General features: G+C 43.3%; 17 protein-coding genes. 1 reads left to right on the top strand and 16 read right to left on the bottom strand.

The genetic code is table 11. From position 1 onward, the window contains the following. Positions 1-203: 203 nt before the first annotated feature. Positions 204-1,304 (bottom strand): 3-deoxy-7-phosphoheptulonate synthase, encoded by a 1,101-nt coding sequence (gene aroF / locus CDC33_RS09640; protein WP_109008296.1) that lies wholly within the window; start codon positions 1,302-1,304, stop codon positions 204-206. A 37-nt stretch (positions 1,305-1,341) separates the two neighbouring features. Between aroF and CDC33_RS09635 the strand changes: the two genes are divergently transcribed. Continuing rightward, positions 1,342-1,548: a hypothetical protein gene (locus tag CDC33_RS09635; RefSeq protein WP_109008295.1), complete on the top strand. Its 207-nt coding sequence runs from the start codon at positions 1,342-1,344 to the stop codon at positions 1,546-1,548. A gap of 51 nt (positions 1,549-1,599) precedes the next feature. Here the strand turns inward: CDC33_RS09635 and trpD are convergent, their stop codons facing one another. From trpD to scyB, 15 genes are all read right to left on the bottom strand, one after another. After that, positions 1,600-2,742, bottom strand: coding sequence for an anthranilate phosphoribosyltransferase (gene trpD, locus CDC33_RS09630; protein WP_109012513.1), 1,143 nt, complete (start codon positions 2,740-2,742; stop codon positions 1,600-1,602). A gap of 72 nt (positions 2,743-2,814) precedes the next feature. Next, on the bottom strand, positions 2,815-4,056 hold the full coding sequence (trpB, locus tag CDC33_RS09625; RefSeq protein WP_109008294.1) for a tryptophan synthase subunit beta: 1,242 nt from the start codon (positions 4,054-4,056) through the stop codon (positions 2,815-2,817). Positions 4,057-4,105: 49 nt separating this feature from the next. Continuing rightward, complete coding sequence (locus tag CDC33_RS09620; RefSeq protein WP_109008293.1) at positions 4,106-5,350, bottom strand: tyrosinase family protein; 1,245 nt, start codon at positions 5,348-5,350, stop codon at positions 4,106-4,108. A gap of 118 nt (positions 5,351-5,468) precedes the next feature. Beyond that, positions 5,469-6,296: a tryptophan synthase subunit alpha gene (gene trpA / locus CDC33_RS09615; RefSeq protein ID WP_109008292.1), complete on the bottom strand. Its 828-nt coding sequence runs from the start codon at positions 6,294-6,296 to the stop codon at positions 5,469-5,471. Positions 6,297-6,919: 623 nt separating this feature from the next. Next, a complete protein-coding gene (trpC, locus tag CDC33_RS09610) occupies positions 6,920-7,753 on the bottom strand; it encodes an indole-3-glycerol phosphate synthase TrpC (protein ID WP_109008291.1) in 834 nt (277 codons plus the stop codon). 142 nt (positions 7,754-7,895) lie between these two features. After that, complete coding sequence (locus tag CDC33_RS09605) at positions 7,896-10,097, bottom strand: anthranilate synthase (RefSeq protein ID WP_109008290.1); 2,202 nt, start codon at positions 10,095-10,097, stop codon at positions 7,896-7,898. A gap of 369 nt (positions 10,098-10,466) precedes the next feature. Further along, entirely contained in the window at positions 10,467-11,663 is a 1,197-nt protein-coding gene (locus tag CDC33_RS09600; RefSeq protein WP_109008289.1) for a 3-dehydroquinate synthase, read from the bottom strand. An 8-nt stretch (positions 11,664-11,671) separates the two neighbouring features. Continuing rightward, on the bottom strand, positions 11,672-12,304 hold the full coding sequence (locus CDC33_RS09595; RefSeq protein ID WP_109012512.1) for a DsbA family oxidoreductase: 633 nt from the start codon (positions 12,302-12,304) through the stop codon (positions 11,672-11,674). A gap of 12 nt (positions 12,305-12,316) precedes the next feature. Next, the gene (gene tyrA / locus CDC33_RS09590; protein ID WP_109008288.1) at positions 12,317-13,393 is read right to left on the bottom strand and encodes a bifunctional chorismate mutase/prephenate dehydrogenase; all 1,077 of its coding nucleotides are present in this window, start codon (positions 13,391-13,393) and stop codon (positions 12,317-12,319) included. A 3-nt stretch (positions 13,394-13,396) separates the two neighbouring features. Further along, positions 13,397-14,800, bottom strand: coding sequence for a glycosyltransferase family 4 protein (locus CDC33_RS09585; protein WP_244919189.1), 1,404 nt, complete (start codon positions 14,798-14,800; stop codon positions 13,397-13,399). A 231-nt stretch (positions 14,801-15,031) separates the two neighbouring features. Then, positions 15,032-16,213, bottom strand: a complete 1,182-nt coding sequence (gene scyF, locus CDC33_RS09580) for a scytonemin biosynthesis PEP-CTERM protein ScyF (RefSeq protein ID WP_109008287.1) — start codon at positions 16,211-16,213, stop codon at positions 15,032-15,034. 311 nt (positions 16,214-16,524) lie between these two features. Beyond that, a complete protein-coding gene (locus CDC33_RS09575; protein ID WP_109008286.1) occupies positions 16,525-17,898 on the bottom strand; it encodes a ScyD/ScyE family protein in 1,374 nt (457 codons plus the stop codon). 97 nt (positions 17,899-17,995) lie between these two features. Further along, complete coding sequence (locus CDC33_RS09570; RefSeq protein ID WP_109012511.1) at positions 17,996-19,282, bottom strand: ScyD/ScyE family protein; 1,287 nt, start codon at positions 19,280-19,282, stop codon at positions 17,996-17,998. A 63-nt stretch (positions 19,283-19,345) separates the two neighbouring features. Beyond that, a complete protein-coding gene (gene scyC / locus CDC33_RS09565) occupies positions 19,346-20,317 on the bottom strand; it encodes a scytonemin biosynthesis cyclase/decarboxylase ScyC (protein WP_109008285.1) in 972 nt (323 codons plus the stop codon). Positions 20,318-20,342: 25 nt separating this feature from the next. Then, complete coding sequence (scyB, locus tag CDC33_RS09560; protein WP_109008284.1) at positions 20,343-21,404, bottom strand: tryptophan dehydrogenase ScyB; 1,062 nt, start codon at positions 21,402-21,404, stop codon at positions 20,343-20,345. Positions 21,405-21,442 lie beyond the last annotated feature (38 nt).

Below are 21,442 nucleotides of genomic sequence, written 5' to 3'. Positions count from 1 at the left end.
TTTAGATCGAGTAATTTAGCTAGCCTAATTGCTTAGTAATATATTCGCCGGGTTTACGGGTTGAGTATTATTAATTACTCTACTTAATAGAGAATTGAAAGCGCAGGTAGTTTATGAAAACCCGATCAACAGATTCTTTCGTCTAAAAAATCCGTTGATCGGGTTTAACCATTTGCAAAAAATCGTTTAAAATTAGGCTCTATTTACTTTGAGAGTTCTGGTGTGAAGAGAATGCGGCTTTCACCAACCCTACCAAATGCAGGTGTAGACCAGCGATCGACTACTTTGCCCAGAACTGACATGTCTTGAACTAAGCGGTCAAATTTATCAGGGGTGAGAGATTGGGGGCCATCGGATAAAGCTTTTGCGGGATTGGGATGAACTTCAATCATTAAGGCATCTGTACCAGCTGCGATCGCAGCCATTGCCATTGATGGAACATATTCAGACCTACCAGTACCATGACTAGGATCGATCATAATCGGTAAATGGGTAAGCGATCGCAATACCGGAAGCACCGATAAATCTAAAGTATTCCGGGCATATTTGCCATCAAAGGTTCTGATTCCCCGTTCACAAAGAATCACATTAGGATTTCCAGATGCCAAAATATATTCTGCCGCCATCAGCCACTCGTCAATTGTGGCAGACATTCCCCGCTTCAGTAGCACAGGTTTATCTTGAGCGCCTACCTTTTTGAGCAACGAGAAGTTGTGCATATTTCGCGCCCCAATTTGAATTATGTCAGCTACTCTCGCCACTGCTGATAAATCGGCAGCATCCATAAGTTCTGTAACGATACCCAAACCAGTAGCTTCCCGCGCTGCTGCTAATAAATCTAAAGCACTTTCACCATAACCTTGAAAGGCATAAGGTGAAGTGCGGGGTTTGTAAGCTCCGCCACGCAGAAACTGCGCTCCTGCTGCCTTCACGCGCTTTGCCGTTTCGACAATCATCGCTTCATTTTCAACGGAACAAGGCCCGGCTACTACTACGATTGGGTGAAGTTCGCCGAAATAGACATCACCGTTAGGTGTAGGTACAACAACCTCGCTGGCTTCTCCATGTCGGAATTCTCGGCTTACCCGCTTGAAAGGTTGTTGCACCCGTAATACTTGCTCAATCCAAGGGCTGAATTCCTGAACCTGCAATTTATCGATGCTAGTGGTATCACCAATTAGCCCCAGCACAACTTTATGAGTGCCAACGCTTTTTTCTACCGTGACTCCCCAAGTCTCACTCACTTCTTGGCTGATGCGAGTAATTTCTTCAACAGGTGTACCGCTTTTAAGTATGATAATCATCTATTTTTCCTTCCGTATAGTTTGAGTGGGCTAATCTTTGCAGGTCGATACATTGTTATTGCAGGTCGATGTATTGGCATTGCAGGTCAATGCATTGGCATTGCAGGTCAATGCATTGGCATTGCAGGTCGATGCATTGGCATTGCAGGTCGATGCATTGTTATTGCAGGTCGATGCATTGTTATTGCAGGTCGATGTATTGGCATTGCAGGTCGATGCATTGGCATTGCAGGTCGAGGTGTAGCAACTTTAGAAGACTTGCGTATACACGTAGCTCTTCGTAGGGGAGGTTAGTCTAGCGCAAAAATTCAGCAAGTTGCTCTAGTTTTGTCCAAGCTACGCCGCTTTGCAGAATTTCCTTAGCAAGGGCAATACCTTTAACACAACCTGCTAAAACATCAGTTTCCCCGTGAATGGCTTCACCAACTTGCAGTGCAAGGGCTGTATTTAAAGCGACTACATCCTGCTGCGCTTGAGTGCCTTTACCTTGGAGAACTGCCTTCAAGATTTCGGCATTTTCTTGAACATCTCCACCGCATAACGCCGCAGTCGGTGCAAAACTCAAACCAAGTTCTTGAGGATTAAGCGTTAGAGAACGGACTTTTTTATCTTGAAGTACAGCTAAATCAGTGACATCTGCTAAACCAGCTTCATCTAAACGTTCTCGTCCGTGGACTGCGATCGCTTGCTGACATCCCAGTTGGGATAAAGCTTGAACAATCTCCTCTAGTAAAAGCGGATCGTTCACACCAATAATTTGCCCTGTTGGTCGCATGGGATTTACTAGCGGGCCGAGTAAGTTAAAAACAGTCCGTACTTTCAAAGTTTTTCGCAAAGTAGCGATCGCTTTAAGTGCAGGATGCCAACCTGGAGCAAACAAAAAGGTAATCCCAACCTCATCCACTGCGGCTTGCACTTTTTCTGGAGTGGCGTTGAGATTTATACCCAAAGCTTCCAACACATCAGCCGAACCAGTCTTGCTAGATGCAGAACGATTGCCATGTTTGGCAACTTTTACTCCGGCGGCGGCGGCAACAAAGGCTACAGCAGTGGAAATATTAAAGGTTGAAGCGCCATCTCCACCAGTTCCGCAGGTGTCAATTAGGGGGACTGGGGACTGGGTACTGGGTACTGGGGATTGGGAAAATTCTTGCCCAGTCCCTAATCCCCAGTCCCCAGTCCCTAGACTTTGGGATTGTAAGACGCTAGCCATCCCGACTAATTCTTGGGCGGATACGCCTTTAGCTTGGATTGCGGCTAAAATCGCTCCTGAGAGGACATCGGGAATGGCATCTGTGAGCCAACCTTGCATGAGATCCGCAGCTTGGGAAACTGTCAACGATTGCCGAGCAAACAACTGTTGTAATAATCCTGGCCAGTTGTACAACTCAGAAGTGACGGGGATGTTGTCAAGTGGGGTTTTAGTTACAGCGATCATATTTATTGGGCATGGGGCATTGGGCATTGGGCATGGGGCATGGTTGTCTGCCTCATGCCTTGAAAAGAATAATTAAGGAATTAGGACTTTGGCGACGGTTTGCACATCCTTGTCACCTCTGCCGGAACAGTTGATGACGATGCGGGGGTTGCCTTCTAACTGAGGACAAAGGGTTTCTAAATATGCGATCGCATGAGCAGTTTCTAAGGCTGGAATAATCCCTTCGAGTTGCGAAAGCTTTTGGAATGCATCTAACGCCTGTTTATCGGTAACACTGTAATATTCGGCGCGACCAAGATCCTTTAAATAACTATGCTCAGGCCCAACGCCGGGATAGTCTAATCCGGCGCTAATTGAATGAGCTTCGATGACTTGACCATCATCATCTTGCAGTAAATAGCTCATTGCACCGTGCAATACACCTATTTTTCCTTTTGTCAAGGTAGCAGCGTGTTTTTCTGTATCTACACCTTCACCCGCCGCTTCCACTCCGATTAGGCGCACCGAAGGTTCATGCATAAACTCATGAAACAAGCCGATCGCATTGGAACCTCCACCCACGCAAGCCAGTAGAATATCTGGTAATCCTCCCCATTTCTCCTGAGCTTGAATGCGGGTTTCTACACCAATTATCGCGTGGAAGTCACGGACAATCATTGGGTAGGGATGAGGCCCAGCAACAGAACCCAGGATGTAATGGGTTGTTTCTACATTCGTCACCCAATCCCGAATTGCTTCAGAAGTTGCATCCTTGAGAGTTCCTGTACCTGCTTCCACTGGACGAACTTCTGCGCCCATTAATTTCATGCGGAACACGTTCAGGGCTTGGCGTTCCATATCGTGGACGCCCATGTAAATTACACATTTCAAACCAAACCTAGCACATACAGTTGCAGTTGCTACGCCGTGTTGTCCTGCACCTGTCTCTGCAATCACTCGTTGCTTACCCATGCGTTTAGCTAGTAACACCTGAGCCAAAGCATTATTAATTTTGTGAGCGCCTGTATGATTTAAATCTTCGCGCTTTAAATAGATTTGCGGCCCCGTGCCATCTGGTCTAGCGTAGTTTGTTGTCAAACGTTCAGCAAAATATAATGGGCTGGGTCGTCCTACATAATCGCGCAGTAGGTTTTGCAGTTCTGCTTGGAAACTCGGCTCATTGCAATATTGATTAAATGCCGCTTCTAACTCAGTTAATGCAGGCATTAAGGTTTCGGGGACATACTTACCGCCGAATTTTCCAAACCTGCCTAAAAAATCAGGTAGCACAGGCGTAGTTGAAATTATAGCGTTGATGTCTTGGATGCTTACCACAGTTGAAAATCCTTTATGTTCAAGTATTTTTTACTTTCGTTCTAACTTTTTAGAACTTATCCCACAGATAAAATTCTTTTCGCGTTTCCTGTTCACGGGTTTCGTAGGTATAACCCAATTCCCTGTGATTCAAAACGTCTATAGGGCGCACCAAATCGTCGGAGTTAAAATTTGGTAATAGGGATACTAAATCTCCTAACGCCGTAGCTTTGGGGGTAGACATACCGCCGTCCCAAGGCCACATTAGGTCTTTAAGGTTGTGTCCGTAAGGCTGACCATTGGCAGGATAAAAATCGCTACCTTTATGACTGTTTTCTTGCCATTGGGCCCAGAGGCGATCTACATTTGCATGATGCAACCAAAACACTGGGTCATAAGGCGAACTTGGTATATTGCTCATAGTACCCAAGCCCTTAAACTTTACGGGTCTTGTGCTTGCATCTATCTGCACCCCACCAACTAAACCATGAATGTAGTTGTTAATGAATCCTCCTGGGGTAACTTTACCCTGCTCATCTACAGAGATAAATCCTTCTAAAGCGGGGCGAAATAGAGAATAGTTATTAAGACTCAGCGCACGCTCAACATCTTTTTTGGGCACAGGGTAATCGGTGGCAGGAGGTATCCGTAGAAAGCGGACAAGTGATGTGCCTAATGATGTGTTGGTATCTAGGTCAATGTTTAATACTGGATTCATAATCCAGCCATTTGCAGCAGAAAAAGCTCCAGGCACTGGCCCGCCTGTAAAAGTTCCTTGATTTGGAATTTTGATGGTTACTCCTTGACCGTTAGAACCAAGAAAGTCATCGTTAAAAACCACATCAAGTGATTTGGGGTCAGTCCAATCCCAGTATGGGAGAGTAACATTTGGGTCTACTGCTTGCAGTGCTTGTTCAAATCTGCGAATATATTCTCGATGCCAAGGGAAAAATGCGGCATTTTCATGAGCAAGTTCTTGAGCGGAACCATTGGAATGTCCTTTATGGTTATGAATCAAGCGTGTTGCGCCTATATGTATGGCAACAAATTGGTCGTAAATACTGAGCTTGCTACCTGCGGGAATTGTAGTTTTTAAGGTTTTGATAGCCTTGACGAAGGCTGTTTTCTCTGCTGATGTCAGGTCAGTTACGTTTTTTCTTACAGCTAGGCGAGCGTATTGTCCAACATTGTGATTCCAATGGTATTGGTATTGTCCGTGGCCAATGCGATCGTGCGCGAAGACTGTAATAGCACAGGCGCTAACTAGAAGTACGCTATAAATTAATATTTTGACAGATTTCAGCAGGAGTTTCATAGCTAAGATTTCCTTTGTATTTCTCCTTTGCGGTTTGTTATTTTTTATCGAACCGCCTTCGCGTAGCGTCTCGCAGAGAAGACGCCAAGGACGCAGAGAAAGAAAAAATAGAGCTTTTTTATTTTGCAGAAACAACTTGTTGCAGGGATACTGGAGTAATTGCTGCTTTGAGTTCCTGACACAATTCTTCTACAGCTTGCAATCCTTCATTTGGGCTACCTTCAGCTAAACGTTTCACAAAGGCACTACCAACAATTACTGCATCTGCACCCCATTCTTTTACTTGATGTGCTTGTTCTGGCCCTGAGATGCCAAAACCAACGCCGATGGGTTTATCGGTGACGCTTCGCAAATCTGTTAATAAATACTTTACGCGGTCTTGGATTTGAGCGCGGATACCTGTAACGCCTGTAACACTCACTAGGTAGATAAAACCCTGAGATTGATGAGCGATCGCTTCAATTCTATCTCTAGAACTGGTAGGAGCTACGAGTAAAATTACCTCAATTCCAAATGATGCAGCAGTTTGGATTAATTCTTCGGCTTCTTCTAAGGGTAAGTCTGGTACTACCAACCCTTGCACCCCAGCAGTGGCAATTTGCGCCAAAAACGACTTAATACCCCGGTGCAAAATGGGATTGTAATAAGTAAATAGAATTATCGGCGCTTTTAGGCTAGGAATGACTATGTGCAACATCTCTAGCACTTGTTCTAATTTTGTGCCATTTTGCAAAGCGCGAGTTGCTGCTGCTTGAATCACAGGCCCATCTGCGAGAGGATCGGAGTAGGGAACACCCAACTCGATGAAGTCTGCACCATTGCGATCTAAGATACGTATTGCCTCGGCAGTGGTTTCTAAGTTAGGATCGCCTGCTGTGATAAAGGGGATTAAAGCACACTGTTGGCGATCGCGTAAAGTTTGAAAGGAAGCTGAGATAGAAGTCATGCTGAAAATTAGTTAATGATTGGTTAATAGTTTTGGAATAATTTACACTTAGCAATTAGCAATACCCACGCCAGGTTTTTTGTCGTTGAGTCTTTTATACTCGTGAACGAGTCTTTGATACTCGTGAATGAGGCTTTTATCTCCGTTAGGACTTACGCAAAAATTGCTAAAAAGCTTAATTTCTCGAACCGCCAAGACGCCAAGAGCGCCGAGAATTCGTAGAGTGTGCGTAAGTCCTATCCGTTAACGAGGCTTTTATCTCCGTTAATGAGGCTTTTATCTCCGTTAACGAGGCTTTTATCTCCGTTAACGAGGCTTTTAGCTCCGTTAGGGAATAAGGAAAGGGTTAAGGGGGAAGGGAAAAGGGAATTTTGCCCCTTAAATCAGTTATCAGTTATCAGTTATCAGTTATCAGGCGTATGGTGGGGGATTTAGACCCGCCACCAACGCATTCCACCTCTTTGTGGGGGACTTAAACCCAGGGATAAATAGATCACTGATAACTGTTTACTGTTCACTGTTCACTGTTAAATGTCCCCTTTACCCGCATTCTGCAAGAAACTTATTTTCCTAAACATCTACCCAACCGCCTTAGAAAGGCTTGCTTTAATTTTGAAGGATGGTTAGGGAGCATCTAGCCTTAGCAAACTACGCACAGCTTGTTCGACATCGCTTTGTTTAACTAAAGATTCTCCAATCAAAACCGCACGCGCACCAGCTTCAGCGACAAGAGATAAATCAGCAGGTGTATACAGTCCAGACTCGCTGACGACGGTGATATCCAAACTTTGTAACTGTTGTTGGCGCTGTGTTAAAAGTTGCTGTGTTGTGCCTATATCAAGGGTAAAATCTTCTAAATTGCGATTGTTGATTCCTACTAAATGTAAATCGTCAAGGTTTAACACTCGATCCAGTTCAGCCAGGGTATGAACTTCTACCAGCGCATTCATGCCTAAATCATGAATTAGTTGCAAAAAAGCCTGAAGTTCTTGATCTGATAAAATGGCAGCAATTAACAAGACTGCATCTGCACCTGCTGTTCGTGCTAAATATATTTGATAAGGGTTAATAATAAACTCCTTGCACAGTAGGGGTAATGCTACTTGCTTACGCACCCTTCGCAGATTATCAAAACTACCTTGAAAAAACTTTTGGTCAGTTAAAACTGATAAACAAGCTGCGCCACCTCGTTCATAAGCTTGAGCAACAGCTACAGGGTCAAAATCTGCGCGGATAATCCCACGGCTAGGTGATGCCTTTTTTACCTCGGCAATTAAGCTAGGTTGATTAGGATTTTCTTGCAAAGCAGCCAAGAAATTTCGCACAGTCGGGGCTGAATTTAACTGTTGTCGCAAGGAGGTTAAAGGCAATTCTTGCTGCATTTGTGCAACTTCTTGGCTTTTATGCAACACAATTTCTTCAAGAATATGGCGGGGAGGGGCAACTTGGTTAGTCATAAAATGCTGGGGGAGTGGGGAGTGGGGGGAGATGAGGGAGCAGGGGGAGCAGGGGGAGATTAGGGGGATGAGGGAGTGAGTGAGGGACAAGAATTAATAACCAATGCCCAATGCCCAATGCCCCATGCCCAATGCCCAATGACTAATGACCAATGACTAATGACTCTTTCGTTGTATATGCACGCACCACATTTTTAATGATTTCCAAACCGACTTCTCCGGCTAGAGTCATGATTGACTCTGGATGAAACTGAACGGCGGCGATGGGGAGTGTCTGATGTTCAATGCCCATAATTACGTCGTCATCAGAAATCGCTGTTACCTTGAGTTCTTTTGGCAAACGTTGCGGTAGGGCAAATAATGAATGATATCTACCGACTGGAAAAGATTGTGGTAAATTTTTGAAAGTTACGGAATTAGAATCGGTGACAAAAATCCTTGAGGATTTACCATGTTGGGGATAGTTGAGGACTCCCAATTCTCCATCAAATGCTTCAACAATGCCTTGCAATCCCAGACAAACTCCGAAAATAGGAATTTTGCGATGAAGAAGCGCATCGACGGTCTGGGGAACCCGAAAATCACTTGGTCTACCAGGGCCAGGAGATAATACAACTAAGTCAGGGCGTTCTGTATCAAATAGAGATTCTGAGAAACCATGACGCAGTGTAGTAACATTTGCACCAGTTTGGCGAATGTAATTGGCTAGGGTATGAACAAATGAGTCTTCATAGTCTATTAGTAAGATGCGTTTGCCATCTGCCCCACTTGGAAGGATTTTAGTTGATTTTATAGAACTGGATTCACCAATTTTTTTACTGGTTTCCTTTACACGGCGAATTGTTTCAAATAAAGCAGCAGCTTTGGTAATTGTTTCTTGTTCTTCTGCTTGCGGTATGGAGTCATAAAGGACTGTAGCACCAACTCGCACTTCGGCGATGCAGTCTTTTAATCGAATTGTCCGCAGAATTAATCCGGTGTTTAAATTCCCATTGAAATTTAAATAACCAACTGCGCCACCATACCAACGTCGGGCGCTACGTTCATGCTGTTCAATAAAATCTATTGCGGCTCTTTTGGGTGCGCCTGTGACTGTAACTGCCCATGTATGCGAAAGAAAAGCATCTAAGGCATCAAATTGCGATCGCAGTGTCCCCTCTACATGATCTACTGTATGTATCAGGTGGCTGTATAATTCTATTTGACGACGACCAATGACTTGTACTGAACCTGGTTTGCAGATTCGGGATTTGTCATTGCGATCGACATCAGTACACATGGTCAACTCAGCTTCATCTTTGTGGGAGTTGAGTAACTGACGAATTTGCACCGCATCGTCAAGAGCATCTTGTCCCCGGCTAATAGTGCCACTAATGGGACAGGTTTCAACCCGCCTACCTTCAACCCGCACAAACATTTCTGGAGACGCGCCAATCAGATATTCTCCACCCAGATTAAAAATAAACCCATAAGGACTAGGATTTATTTCTTTTAAGGTGTTAAATAGTTTGCTGGGTTCATCTTCATAGCCTTCAAAAAAGTTTTGACTAGGAACTACTTCAAATAAATCGCCTCGGCGGAAATAATCGAGCGCACCCTCAACTTTTTTGGCATACTCGCCTACTTTATGATCAGCAGTTTGATTAGGGAGAAGATGTTTTCCGCGATAGTCTATAGACTCACCTGTTCGAGGAAGATCATTAGTCTTGCCATGCGCTGTTTCAAATTCATATTGTAAACGAAATGCGCGTTGCTGATAGTAGTCAACAATTATCAAGTCATCAGGCAGATAAAGCACTAAATCCCGTTGATCTGTAGGACGTTCTAGACGCTGGGTAATTGGTTCAAACTGAAAAACTAAGTCATAACCAAATGCACCATACAATCCTAAATGCTCGTCTTCTTGACTCGAAAAAGTGTATAGAATTTCGCGGACAACTGTAAATGCTGAAGGTTGCTTACTGCGTTCTTCTTCAGTAAATAGTTTTTTTGTCGGTTTAACAAAGCCTACAAGATTGTTATTATCTAGAGTAACTTTCTCAAGTTGGATTGAGTTAGATAAGCCCTCTAAAAGTAATGGTAAAAGCACCCGACCGCGTTCATTCAACGCTATCAAAGTAAAAGCATTGTCTTGTGTAGTCAATTCCAATGGTGGATTGACAAATCCGATCGCCCATCTTTTGTATCTGCCAGGATATTCGTAGCTGCTCCTTAACAAACCTCCACGCTGAGAATTTAAGCGGAATAGAATGTCTTCGAGAGCAGTGTCCATCTTCACTTCTGTGATGGAGCGAGAAACAAGTACACCGCCAAGGGTTTTGTAGGAACGGGAATCAAAGATCATGGGAAAATTCTCTGGAAGAGTTATTAGTCAAAAGCCAATCATTATTGATAACTATCTTCAAATTAAAAACAAATCCAGATAATCCGATGTCAATTTAATTCAAACTATCCAAATCTGCGGATTCTTTTTAAAAGATGTAATGAAAAACTTTTCGCTTCTTACTTAAGAATACTAGATATCAAGCAGATAAGACATTGAATAATTTTTCGATTAGATGTCAATTTATTCGCTTTTTATACTGCTTTTCTAGTACATTTCCTGACAGCCATTTTTAAAAATAATCACCTCCCTCAAAAGTAGTAGATCCTCTCATAACCTCAGCGTACCTCTGCGCTTCCCTCAGCGTCCCTCTGCGTTTAAAATCCAATCCTAAAACCCCTGCAACAGCGATATTGCCTGCCTATACAAAAACAAATCCACCTCATGAACCTCAACCCCTTTTCCAATTCGTTGTAACAGCATCAAAGTCAACTCTCCCCCCAAATGTTCCCGGAACTCAGTTAAACCCCGGAACAAACAATGAGGATGTTCTAGTTGTGATAACTTCTCAACCAGTTCTGGGACATACAACGTAAAACCCAACGCCGACAAAGTACTTAATATTCTTTGCCATTGTGAGCAATCCAGCAATCCTACCAAATAGGAATAAGTGCTATCCAAAGCAATACCGATCGCAACTGCTTCGCCATGACGCAAGCGATAATTTGTCAAATGCTCCAGTTTATGAGCCGCCCAATGTCCAAAATCCAGGGGACGAGACGAACCCATTTCAAAAGGATCGCCGCTATTGGCAATATGTTCTAGGTGCAACTGGGCGCAACGATAAATAACTTGTTGCATCGTATCCATGTCTCGCCGTGCAAGGGCTGCGCTGTGAGAGTGGATAAAATCAAAAAAGCTAGCATCCTTAATCAGCGCCACTTTGACTGCTTCTGCGATTCCAGAACGCCAATCGCGATCGTCTAAGCTTGTCAAAAAGGCAGAATCATTTATAACTGCATAAGGTGGCGCAAATGTGCCGAGAAAGTTTTTTTTACCAAAGGCGTTGATGCCGTTTTTTACGCCAACCCCGGAATCATTTTGTGCTAACACCGTTGTCGGAACTCGAATCAGACGAATACCCCGGTGAGCAGTTGCGGCTGCATATCCTACCAAATCCAACACAGCCCCGCCCCCAATGGCTAACACGTAACAATGGCGACATAATCCGGCTGCTTCAATCTGTTGCTGGATTTGATCTACTAAAGTGCGATCGTTTTTAGCAGCTTCTCCTCCCGAAATTATCATTGGTTCGGCTGCGATCGCTACTATCTCTGCATAAAAATTGGTATACGCTACTAATTGCTTAACCAATTCCGGTTGATGTTGTAATATTCCTGCGTCTACTATCGCTACAACTTTTTTCGGCTTTGTCTCCCCATCTGCTGTAATTACTTGGGCTAAGGTGGGGTTTTTCAACTCAAATAAATTTTTTGTAAAGTAAACTCCGTAGTTAAAAGTAACCGAAACACGTTGATGAATTGGTTGCAGATTGAATTTACTTTTTTGCTTAATGTCAACTACCATGTTTTTGCTTATATATTTACAAGTGTGGCACGATTCAAAGCTTGAAGAAAAATGTCTACTGAGTGAGAACCATTGATCTTGACTTTATTATTGATAATGAAAAACGGCACGCTGTTGATGCCATTCGGGCGAGCAAATATCGATTCCGCTACGAAAGCTTTAATCACAGCATCATCGCTCAATTGCTGGCGTAATTCCCTAGAATCCATTTGGTAAGCTCTACCTATGGCAATCAGAACTTCAATATTTCCGATGTTCAAACCGTCTTCAAAATAAGCTTTATAAATGGCTTCTACGACATCGTTTTTTACCTTTGCTGGTGCAAGTGTAATCAGTCGGTGCGAAAGCTTAGTATTGACAGCCAAACGGATTTTGTCAAAATTTAGCTTGACTCCAGCCATCTCACCTGCATATTGCGTAGATTCAAACAGATATTGTAGTTCTTCGGCTTTTATACCTTTTCTATTTTGCATAAAGCTGTGAAATTCGTATCCGTCAGCAGGAATAGTATTATCGAGAATAAAGGGATGCCACCGGATATCTACTTCTTTTTCTGGCCATTTTGCCAATGCATCAAACAGATGCTTTTTACCGATTCTGCACCAGGGACAAACGGGATCGTGAAAGATGTCTATCAGCATAGTTTTTGTCATTTAAATGCTAATATTTGTGTGCATTTGTGGTTTAAAATCTCTTTGAACCGTTGTATTTAAAGGCTGAAGAAAAGCGTTGGTTTTTTCTTCAAAAAAGCTTTGAGTAGTTTCAAATTCCTGAATTAATGCGTCTCTATCTTTCCTTGCTACCAGTCTTGCTAAACGGCTGTAAGTTTTAGCTAAAAAGCTAATTGCATTACACCGTTCTTCTGTAGCTAGCATAATATCAACACATAAATTAGGATTTTGGGAAAACAAACGTTTAACAATGTCAATTTCTTGACGATAGTTAGGTGTTGACATTGTTAAGCTCTGCTTTATATCTACTTTTACTTGTGCTAAGAAAACACCGAGACTAAATCTACAAAAATGTTGCGTTGCTTGAATAATCACCATCATTTGATCGTGTTCTTCAGGCGTGCAAACAATTAATTCTCCACCTTTACTTTTGAGAAAGTCTAATAACCACTGAAATGAATCATCGTTTCGACCTGGGCATACTACGACCTTTTGTCCCAAAAACGATTTGATATTTGGCCCAAACATTGGATGTAAACCCATGACTGGGCCAGAATGATGTTCGAGCATCGCCTGAGTTGGCTGAGTTTTTACGCTCGTGATGTCACACAAAGCTGTATTGGTTCCAAGGTATTTAGCTGCACGTTTGATAACATCAACTGTATGTTCAATAGGAACGCTTACTAATACTAATTCTGCCTGACTTAACAGTTTATCTGCGTATTCCCAATCTTCATGTTCGAGAATGCTAATATTGTGACCTACTAGCGAAAGCTGCTCTTGAAATAATCTTCCCATCCTGCCGCGTCCACCGATGATGGTAACTTGTCGGGGAGCGACATGATTTGTTGTAGATTTAAGAATTAGAGTAGCATGACAACTATTTATTACACTTGCCCAAACAGACTCAGGAATACCAGCTTGAGCGAGGAGGGGAGCCACATCAGCCAGTTGTTCATCTAAAGAAGGTTGTTCTGATGCTGCTAATAATGATATGCGATCGCTAAGTAGGGCGATCAAACTTTGGTCAGTTTTTTTAAGCTGATCTGAATTAGTCATTAGTCATTTGTCATTTGTCATTTGTCCTTGAGATAGCACGCGCATAGGGGATTTGGTTTTAATTAGTTTGATATGATTAGTTTTTTCGACTACAAGGGGCGAGGTATGTACGAGAAAGTCTTGATCGACAAGTGATTCTTTAGAACTCAATTCGGGTAAGATATCCAAAGTTGTTGCTTTTTTGGCGATCGCATCATAAAATAACTCTTCATACCGATCTAATGCTTGCTCAAAGGAATAGTTTTCTACTGCAAACTTTCTTCCTTCGCGCCCTAATTGCGCTGCTAATTCCGGCTGATTGTATAAATTTAATACTGCCGCAGCCAAAGCATCTGCTGACTCTGGCTCAACGATAATACCGCCACCACTTTCTTTGATAGCTTTGGCAGCAGTCCCCGCATCTGGGACTGAACCGACAATTGGGCGGCCACTGGCTAACAGCAGTGGTATTTTAGAAGGCATATTGAAAGAAATCACATTGCTCTTTTGCACAATCAACCCCACATCTGCGGCTGCTAACATTTGCGGTAGTTTTTCTCGCGGTTCCAAGGGTAACAGCAAAACGTTATCTGCACCACAAGCAAGACAATGTTTTTGCAACCTTTCGAGAGCTTGGGGTTCGCCTGCGATCGCAAAGACAATATCATTAATATGACGCAACCGAGCTGCTGCTTCTATGACTGTCTCTAAACCTTGGGTCAGAGCAATATTACCTGAATAAAGTACTACAAATTTATCATCGAGTTGATGGGTAGCTCTCCAAGAGTTATTCTCTTTCGGTAAAGGGCGGATAAAATTTAGATTCACCCAATTTGGAATGCAGGCAATTTTATTAGCCGATACACCTTTATTTATTAAATTATCTACAAAGCCATCGGCAATCACGCTAATGGTATGTGCAGTTCGGTAGGCAAATTTTTCTAAAGCTTCCAGAGCTTGAATCATCAACTTATTTTTAATCAGCCCAACACGCACAGCAGCTTCCGGCAGGATATCTTGCACATTCAGCACTACTGGACAATTGTATAGCCAAGCTATTAAGGTTGCAGGTAAACAAACTAGTAATGGCGGCACTGTTAAGAGTATTACATCAGGTCGCTCGCCCTTCAGCGCTTGTGGCAAACTTGTAAAGACAAAGCTTAACTCTAGCATTAGCCTATCTATAAGGTTAGGCTTAGACTTAATCCGCAGGTAACTACGCTGAATTTTGACACCATTTTTATGTTCAGTAACGTATAGCTTACCCCGATACCCATCGTAAATCTGACGCTGAGGATAGTTAGGCATACCTGTGATTACCCGCACTTGATGCCCTCGCTTTACCAGCCCTTCTGCTAGTTCAGTCATCAAAGGTGCAATACCAATTGGTTCTGGATGATAATTGTATGAATAAATCAGAATTTGCATGAACTTTTAATGTCCTGAAAACACCTTAATAATGTTGACTTTATTAGTGTTATCCAGTTTTTATCTCCCTTGTTCCGGATTTAATAACCTGAAATTTTCGTAGAAACTTTCGTAAGGTATGTTACCGCCAAGGTACAGCACCAAATTTATGGAGATGGTGCGTTAGCCAAAGACATAACGCACCTTACGAAACTGTTACTTAAGCATTAGAACTCAGCATTGTTTTTGCAGTTACTTCTCTAAACTGAAGACTGGCTTTTGTTGTCCACGTTTCCGCAATGTGATAGTAGCAGCCCCAAGTCCGAGCAATGCTAGACTCAGTGCTGAACTTGGCTCCGGTACTTGCTTTGTGCCTTCTACATTTAGCACTTGGACGCGACCTTGGAAGAAATCGCCTACATACAGCTTGCCATCTTTGAGGGCTGTACCACCAGTCCAGTTAAATCTGCCTGGAGTGAGGTCAAGAGGGTTGCCAAAAGGAGGGCCAGTTAATGCTGGAGGCGGTACAGGGTTACCTGATGCATCTAGGGCTGGTTGACCGAAGGAAGTCAAAAAGTTACCGTTTTTATCAAACACCTGAACGCGGCTGTTGATAGAATCAGCTACATAAACATTCTCTTGGTCGTCCACTTCGATGCCAATTGGCTGAAGAAGCTGTCCAGGTTCGCTACCTGCTGAACCAAATGCCAACAGAGGATTACCATTTGGATCGAGTACTTGAACGCGGTTATTATACTGGTCAGCTACAAAGATATTTCCACTAACGGGGGAAATTCTTACACCTGCTACACCTTGGAATTGCCCAGGCGCAGTGCCATTGGTGCCACCAATGACACCAATTTGCTGTCCGTCAGGTGTGAATTTAAGGATTCTTTCGCCGTTAAAATCACCTACGTAAACGTTGCCAGTTTTGTCAAATGTTACACCAGATGGACCAAAGAAAAACCTACCCTCTACGAGAGGGGTAAATTCTCCATTTGCAAAGGATCTAATAAAGTTACCCTGAGAATCGAATTGATTGATGCGGTTGTTGTAAACATCACCTGCATACAAATCCCCTGTTACGGGATTAAAGTCTACAGTTGTTGGCTCGTCAAATTGTCCGGGCCCTGTGCCGCCGGAGCCAATTGCTCCAATATACTGACCGCTTGGACTAAATTTTTCAATTTTGTTACCGAGGTTGTAGTTAGGAGTACCATCCGTCGGGTTAATACCGCGTCCGTTAGCTATGAGGGTATTCCCTTGGCTATCCACCGCTATCCCTTGGGGAACAAACAGTTGCCCAGGACCGAAGCCAGGTTCGCCGATACTTCTGTCGTAAGTTAATGTTACAGCCTTGGCTTGGGCTGCTGTTGCCAGCACCATCAATCCAGTACCGAGAATGCCGATTGAGAAATTTTTGACTAATCCCATGAGTTTGAAGTCCTGGTTGTAGGAGTGTATACTCTTTCCTAGACTAATTTTGTTCCCAGTCCCAGTTCGGGAACCCTAATATTCGGGCTGCTGCCTCCTGTTTGAAATGCAACTTTCTGTGTGAGGCAGCAGCCTATTCTCTAACTATTACCTGGTGTCAGGTAATGAGGAATTAAACCAATTCGCAATTCGCAATGGGCTAACGCCCCGCTCCGCTAACGCAATTCGCAATTACGTTTTGTGACGGGGATTTAGACCCCGACACAAAACGTGCTGCCTATCTTGCTGGGGACTTAAACCCCCAAAGTTCGTTAAACTATCTCTGCTTTGGGTAGCAATTCACCCAACTTGTGTTGGCGTTTGCGCTTGGCGAAAGCAGCAGTTGCGCCTACACTAGCAAGTGCTATTAAGCCAACGATTGAACCAGGTTCGGGGACTGTTTGTGTAACAAGACCATCCACTCGAACAACCTCCCCTAATCCTTTGCCGACACCGCGATTAGTAATATAAATCTTGCCGTCAGGGCCAATATCAATTCCATCAGCCGAATCTAGCCCTTGACCTGCTGCAACAAGTGTTGTCCGAGTGCCGTCAGGAGCAACTCGGATCAGAGAACCAGGTAGATTTGTGATGTCACCCCCTAACTGGGATTTGTCGCTGAACTGTAAGACGAGCAAATCGCCTTTCTCATCAAAGGTTAGGTCTGTGATGTGTGTAAACCCATCCAGAAAAACTTCTGGTTTGAGATCATCGCCAATACGGAAAATTCGTGATTTTCCTGCTGGATAAGGAAAACCCGTATATTCACCAACGTATAAAGCTCCATCGGGGCCAATTGCGCCACCTGTGGGTACTGCTTGAAGTGCTACTTTTCCTCCTGGAACCTCTTCTAATAGCCCAGGAGGTAATTGTAATCCTGGTGGTAAATCTGACTTACTAACAATGGTTTTAGGAATTGGGATCGCCTGGGACTCACTTCCATCAAGTTTAATTTTGTAAGCAACATTCCCGCCCCCGTCAACGACATAAGCATTATCGCCATTAATCGCCAGATCATAAGGATTGGTAACTAGATCCCCCTTATCTGGATTGTTGGTGATTTCATTCTTGGCAAAGTCAAAAATACTTTTGAGAGATCCGGTGTTCAAGTCAACTTGGTAGAGTTTTGCTAGAAGCGGAGTATTCAAAACTTTATCGGGTGTTGATGGCGGAAAAGTAGCAAGTTGCTGTGGTGGGAGAGTTATTTTAGAGCCAAGGTTAAGTGTTTCTAGATCGCGGTTCCCTGGATAACCAGCAAAGCCAGTGATCAGATAAGCATTTCCTTTAGAGTCGAATTGTACGTCTGCAATACCAGCGCCTTGGTTGCCACTGGGTTGTTCTGCTATAGACTCAAAGTTATTAAGTAGACGCTGTTTGGTGCCGTCTGGTGCAACTTTGACCAGTGAACCACTATTACCAGCACAGATAGGCTGGAACAGGGTACTCGGAGATGGTTGGCAATTTCCGTTTCCTCCGATACCTGGCTCTGCTACGTAAAGACTGCCGTCAGGGCCAAAGCTAACACCCCGTGCATTACTGATTCCATCGACAATTTTCGTTAGTGATGCAGCTTGTACAGATGGTGTTCCGCAAATAGCAGCAAAACAAAATGTAAGAGATGTAAGAGCAAATGATTTGAGTTTCATACCTTTGGAGATTGAGAGTTAAATAAGTGGAAACTTTTATGGTTTTAAAGACAATGAATCCCAGTTTTTAAGGAACGTAGGATTGGTTTGAAACTCTTTACTTGAGCGCCACGGCTCCGTTTATGGGAGGTTTAGTTGCTTTCTTTTTGTGCAAGCAACCAACGCCAAAAGCAGCGATCGCTAATATGCCCAAAGCAGAATCAGGTTCAGGTACAGATTTGATATTTTCAATTCTGAGAACTTGTCCATCTCCAGGGCGATCGCCTCGGTTTGTGACGTATACTGCACCATCAGCACCAATAGTCAAGGCGCTAGGCGACTCTAATCCATCCCCACTCAGAAGAGTTGTGCGTGTCCCATCGGGAGCTATTTTGATGACAGAACCATCAAAATCACCCTTCCAGGCTGACTGATTGGCGTACTGCAAAGCATATAAATTGCCTTCAGGATCAAATTCCAAGTCTGTGAGTTGGGTAAAGCCATCTGCATATACTGTTGGCTTGCCATCAGCACCGACTTTATAGATTTTTGCCCCACCTTCTGGGAAGGGAAAACCTGTAAATTGGCTGATGTAATAAGCGCCATCGGGGCCTTTGGTCACACTTGAGGGTACTGGCTGGCTTGCAAACTGCGATGGGCCTTGCACCACTTCCCCTTGAGATGGCACTTGCGCCGGTTCATTGGATGGTGTACCGGAGGGTGGAAAGACGGGATTAGCTAATATATCTTGGGGAAATGCAACCATCGCCTGCAAATTATTGCCATCAGTGTTAACACTGAGTAAGTCATTTGCACCGGCATCAACTGCAAGCAACTTTTTGCCATCTATCACGAAACCCAAGGGATTGCTATCAACATCACCACCATCGGGATTGTTGGTGAGTTCATAGTTACCTAAATCGGCAACACTCGTCCAGGAATTAGTGTTAAAGTCGGGAGCGATGATTTTAGCGAGGTCAGTATTACCTAAATTGCGATCGCGAAAGGCTGGATTAGCCCCATACCCAATTAGAACATAAGGTTTACCTTGAGCATCAAATTTGATATCACGAGGGCCGGCGGCTCCAGTACCATCTGGTAATGCTAAGGAAGGAAGTCCTGTAAGTATGCGTTCGGTTTTACCATTCTCAATTTTGGTAACTGCCCCACTTGTGCCATAGCATAAGGAATCGCCTTGACCGCTTGCTGGTGGAACACAACCTCCACTTCCCCCTATTCCTGCCTCTGTAACATAGAGATTACCATCAGGGCTAAAGCTCAGACCTCCGGCGTTATATAGACCGTCGGCGATTACAGAAAAGGATGCAGCTGAGGCAGCTTTGATTCCAGAAAAAGCGGCAACACAAAAAGTGAGGATAGTAATGGTAAGTTGTTTCAGTTTCATATTTTGTCCTTTGTCATTTGTCATTTGTCATTTGTTAGTTGACCAATGACCAATGACCAATGACTAATGACTATTTACTAGTGCTTCTGGAGTTTTTGGGAGGTAGCTCATTCCTCGGTCAAATGATTTGAGGTTTCCAGCTTTGGCTTCGAGTAAACGTTTGATGTTCATGCTCTCAGCGCCAAAGTCTTCAATTTGAAGTTTGCCGTGAGTGACGGTTCCATCTGTTTTCCAGAATGTGATTCGATGCAGGATAAAACCTGAAGCTTCGGGGTCAGCGAATGCATAAGCGGTTGGGATGAGTAACGCTACAGAACGCTGATAATATTCGTAGTCTGGATAAAAATGTTCTTGTTCAAGCAAGTAGTATTTGCTCAGACTATGAACCCGCACGGAAACTTTTACTTTCTGGTCATATTCATCTTTGAATTCACCTGATTCAGAAGTAATATCACCATTTGGACGCAGTAGATGTGCCCACTCATCTATATTCCGTAGGTCTTTTAAGTATTCAATGCCGATTTCAATTGGGGCATCAACATAGATGGTATCTGTATCGATAAAGTGGCGACCTTTGGCTGCTGAGGTCAGACCAGCTTTGCGTTCCAAATTACCTTTTAGAGAACGACACTCGGAAGTATGTACCGTGTGAATTCCCTGCATAATCATCTGAGTTTGTCGTTTTGGATCGACAAAGCTCAACCAATGGAAGTATACACCTTTTTCATCTGTTCCCGGCTCGATGTAGTCGGTGGGAAATAACAAAACTGGGTAAACCTGAAAATATTTCTGATACTCTAATCCACAATGCCACTCAATGCCGTAGAAAAGCGGATTTTCTAATTTTTTAACGTGATAATAGAGGTTTTTGTGATAACCAGATGCAGTTCCGAGCCAGGTATCTTCGTCAATTTGCTCTTTCATCCGGCTATAAAGCGTCCATTCGTCTAAGTTTTTTAAACTACAAAGATACTCAAAGGCGCTCTCTGGTGAAGTAGCAATGTAAGCTGATGTTGCAAAGGTATTCTTTTCCACTTTTTACTCCTTAAAATAATAACAATTAAGCTGCGATCGCTTTAGTTTTGTTTCGTTTGCCGCTCTGAATCCGGTCTTCTGCTAACCGTTTAGCAGCATCGTTAGTAGTAATTGCCTGCTGTTTAGAAATATCAAAAATTGCTAGTAGTGTGTCATAAATGTTATGCACTTGCTTAAAAGCTTTTTCTTCGTCATAGCCAATCATTTCGTTGTAAACGTTGATTAGCCCTCCAGCATTAATTACATAATCAGGGCTGTAAAGAATCCCTTTTTTAGCAAGCATTTGACTATGTAGCTGCTCATTCTCCAATTGATTATTCGCTGCACCAGCAATAATAGAAGCTTTTAAGAAAGGAATTGTATGACTATTAAGAATTCCTCCTAAAGCGCAAGGAGCAAAGATATCTACATCAAGAGAGTAAATATCGGCGGGTTCTACAATAGTTGCGCCAAAAAGCCGTTTTGCTTCTTCCGCTTTTACAGGGTCTACATCGCTAACAAAAAGTTTGACATCATGCTCATGTAAGTGGCGGCAGAGGTTTTTACCTACATTTCCTAAGCCTTGAACTGCAACTTTCATGCCATCAAGTCTTTTGCTTTGCCAACGAGATTCTACAGCAGCTTTAATTCCAAGAAAAACTCCTAATGATGTTATGGGAGCAGGCCCACCAGATTTTTCTGATACCCCAACTACATGTTTCGTTTCTTGACTGATTGTCCGCACATCGCCGGGGGTAATATTTACATCTTGTCCGGTAATAAAACGCCCATTTAGACTATCAACAAAACGTCCATAAGCTCTTAACAGATCATCTGTTTTATTTTCCGGATTAGCGATAATGACTGCTTTTCCGCCACCAGCCGGGATGTTTGCACATGCAGCTTTATATGTCATCCCACGACTCAAACGAAGGGCATCTTTTAAAGCAGCTTCTTCGTTGACATAAGGTAAGAGTCTTGTAGCTCCCATCGCTGGGCCCAAGGTCGTGTCATGGATAGCAATAATCGCCTTAATTTCAGGATTTTTACCATGACAGAAGAGAACTTGTTCGTGACCCATTTCTCTAACAGTTTCAAATAGCAGCATTTTCACCTCTCGATATTGTTTGGTATTGGTTAGAGAAA

It is taken from the genome of Nostoc commune NIES-4072 (assembly GCF_003113895.1).
In the GTDB taxonomy this organism is placed as follows: Bacteria; Cyanobacteriota; Cyanobacteriia; order Cyanobacteriales; family Nostocaceae; genus Nostoc; species Nostoc commune.
Note: the sequence above shows the minus strand (reverse complement) of the source record. Positions and strands in the feature narration are given on the sequence as shown.

Bases quoted from the DNA above. Each gene is read 5' to 3' on its own strand.
- CDC33_RS09620 (WP_109008293.1), bottom strand. From the start codon at position 5,350: ATGAAACTCCTGCTGAAATCTGTCAAAATATTAATTTATAGCGTACTT.
- trpA (WP_109008292.1), bottom strand. From the start codon at position 6,296: ATGACTTCTATCTCAGCTTCCTTTCAAACTTTACGCGATCGCCAACAG.
- scyF (WP_109008287.1), bottom strand. From the start codon at position 16,213: ATGGGATTAGTCAAAAATTTCTCAATCGGCATTCTCGGTACTGGATTG.
- trpC (WP_109008291.1), bottom strand. From the start codon at position 7,753: ATGACTAACCAAGTTGCCCCTCCCCGCCATATTCTTGAAGAAATTGTG.
- aroF (WP_109008296.1), bottom strand. From the start codon at position 1,304: ATGATTATCATACTTAAAAGCGGTACACCTGTTGAAGAAATTACTCGC.
- CDC33_RS09585 (WP_244919189.1), bottom strand. From the start codon at position 14,800: ATGCAAATTCTGATTTATTCATACAATTATCATCCAGAACCAATTGGT.
- tyrA (WP_109008288.1), bottom strand. From the start codon at position 13,393: ATGACTAATTCAGATCAGCTTAAAAAAACTGACCAAAGTTTGATCGCC.
- CDC33_RS09600 (WP_109008289.1), bottom strand. From the start codon at position 11,663: ATGGTAGTTGACATTAAGCAAAAAAGTAAATTCAATCTGCAACCAATT.
- trpD (WP_109012513.1), bottom strand. From the start codon at position 2,742: ATGATCGCTGTAACTAAAACCCCACTTGACAACATCCCCGTCACTTCT.
- scyB (WP_109008284.1), bottom strand. From the start codon at position 21,404: ATGCTGCTATTTGAAACTGTTAGAGAAATGGGTCACGAACAAGTTCTC.
- CDC33_RS09595 (WP_109012512.1), bottom strand. From the start codon at position 12,304: ATGCTGATAGACATCTTTCACGATCCCGTTTGTCCCTGGTGCAGAATC.
- CDC33_RS09575 (WP_109008286.1), bottom strand. From the start codon at position 17,898: ATGAAACTCAAATCATTTGCTCTTACATCTCTTACATTTTGTTTTGCT.
- CDC33_RS09570 (WP_109012511.1), bottom strand. From the start codon at position 19,282: ATGAAACTGAAACAACTTACCATTACTATCCTCACTTTTTGTGTTGCC.
- CDC33_RS09605 (WP_109008290.1), bottom strand. From the start codon at position 10,097: ATGATCTTTGATTCCCGTTCCTACAAAACCCTTGGCGGTGTACTTGTT.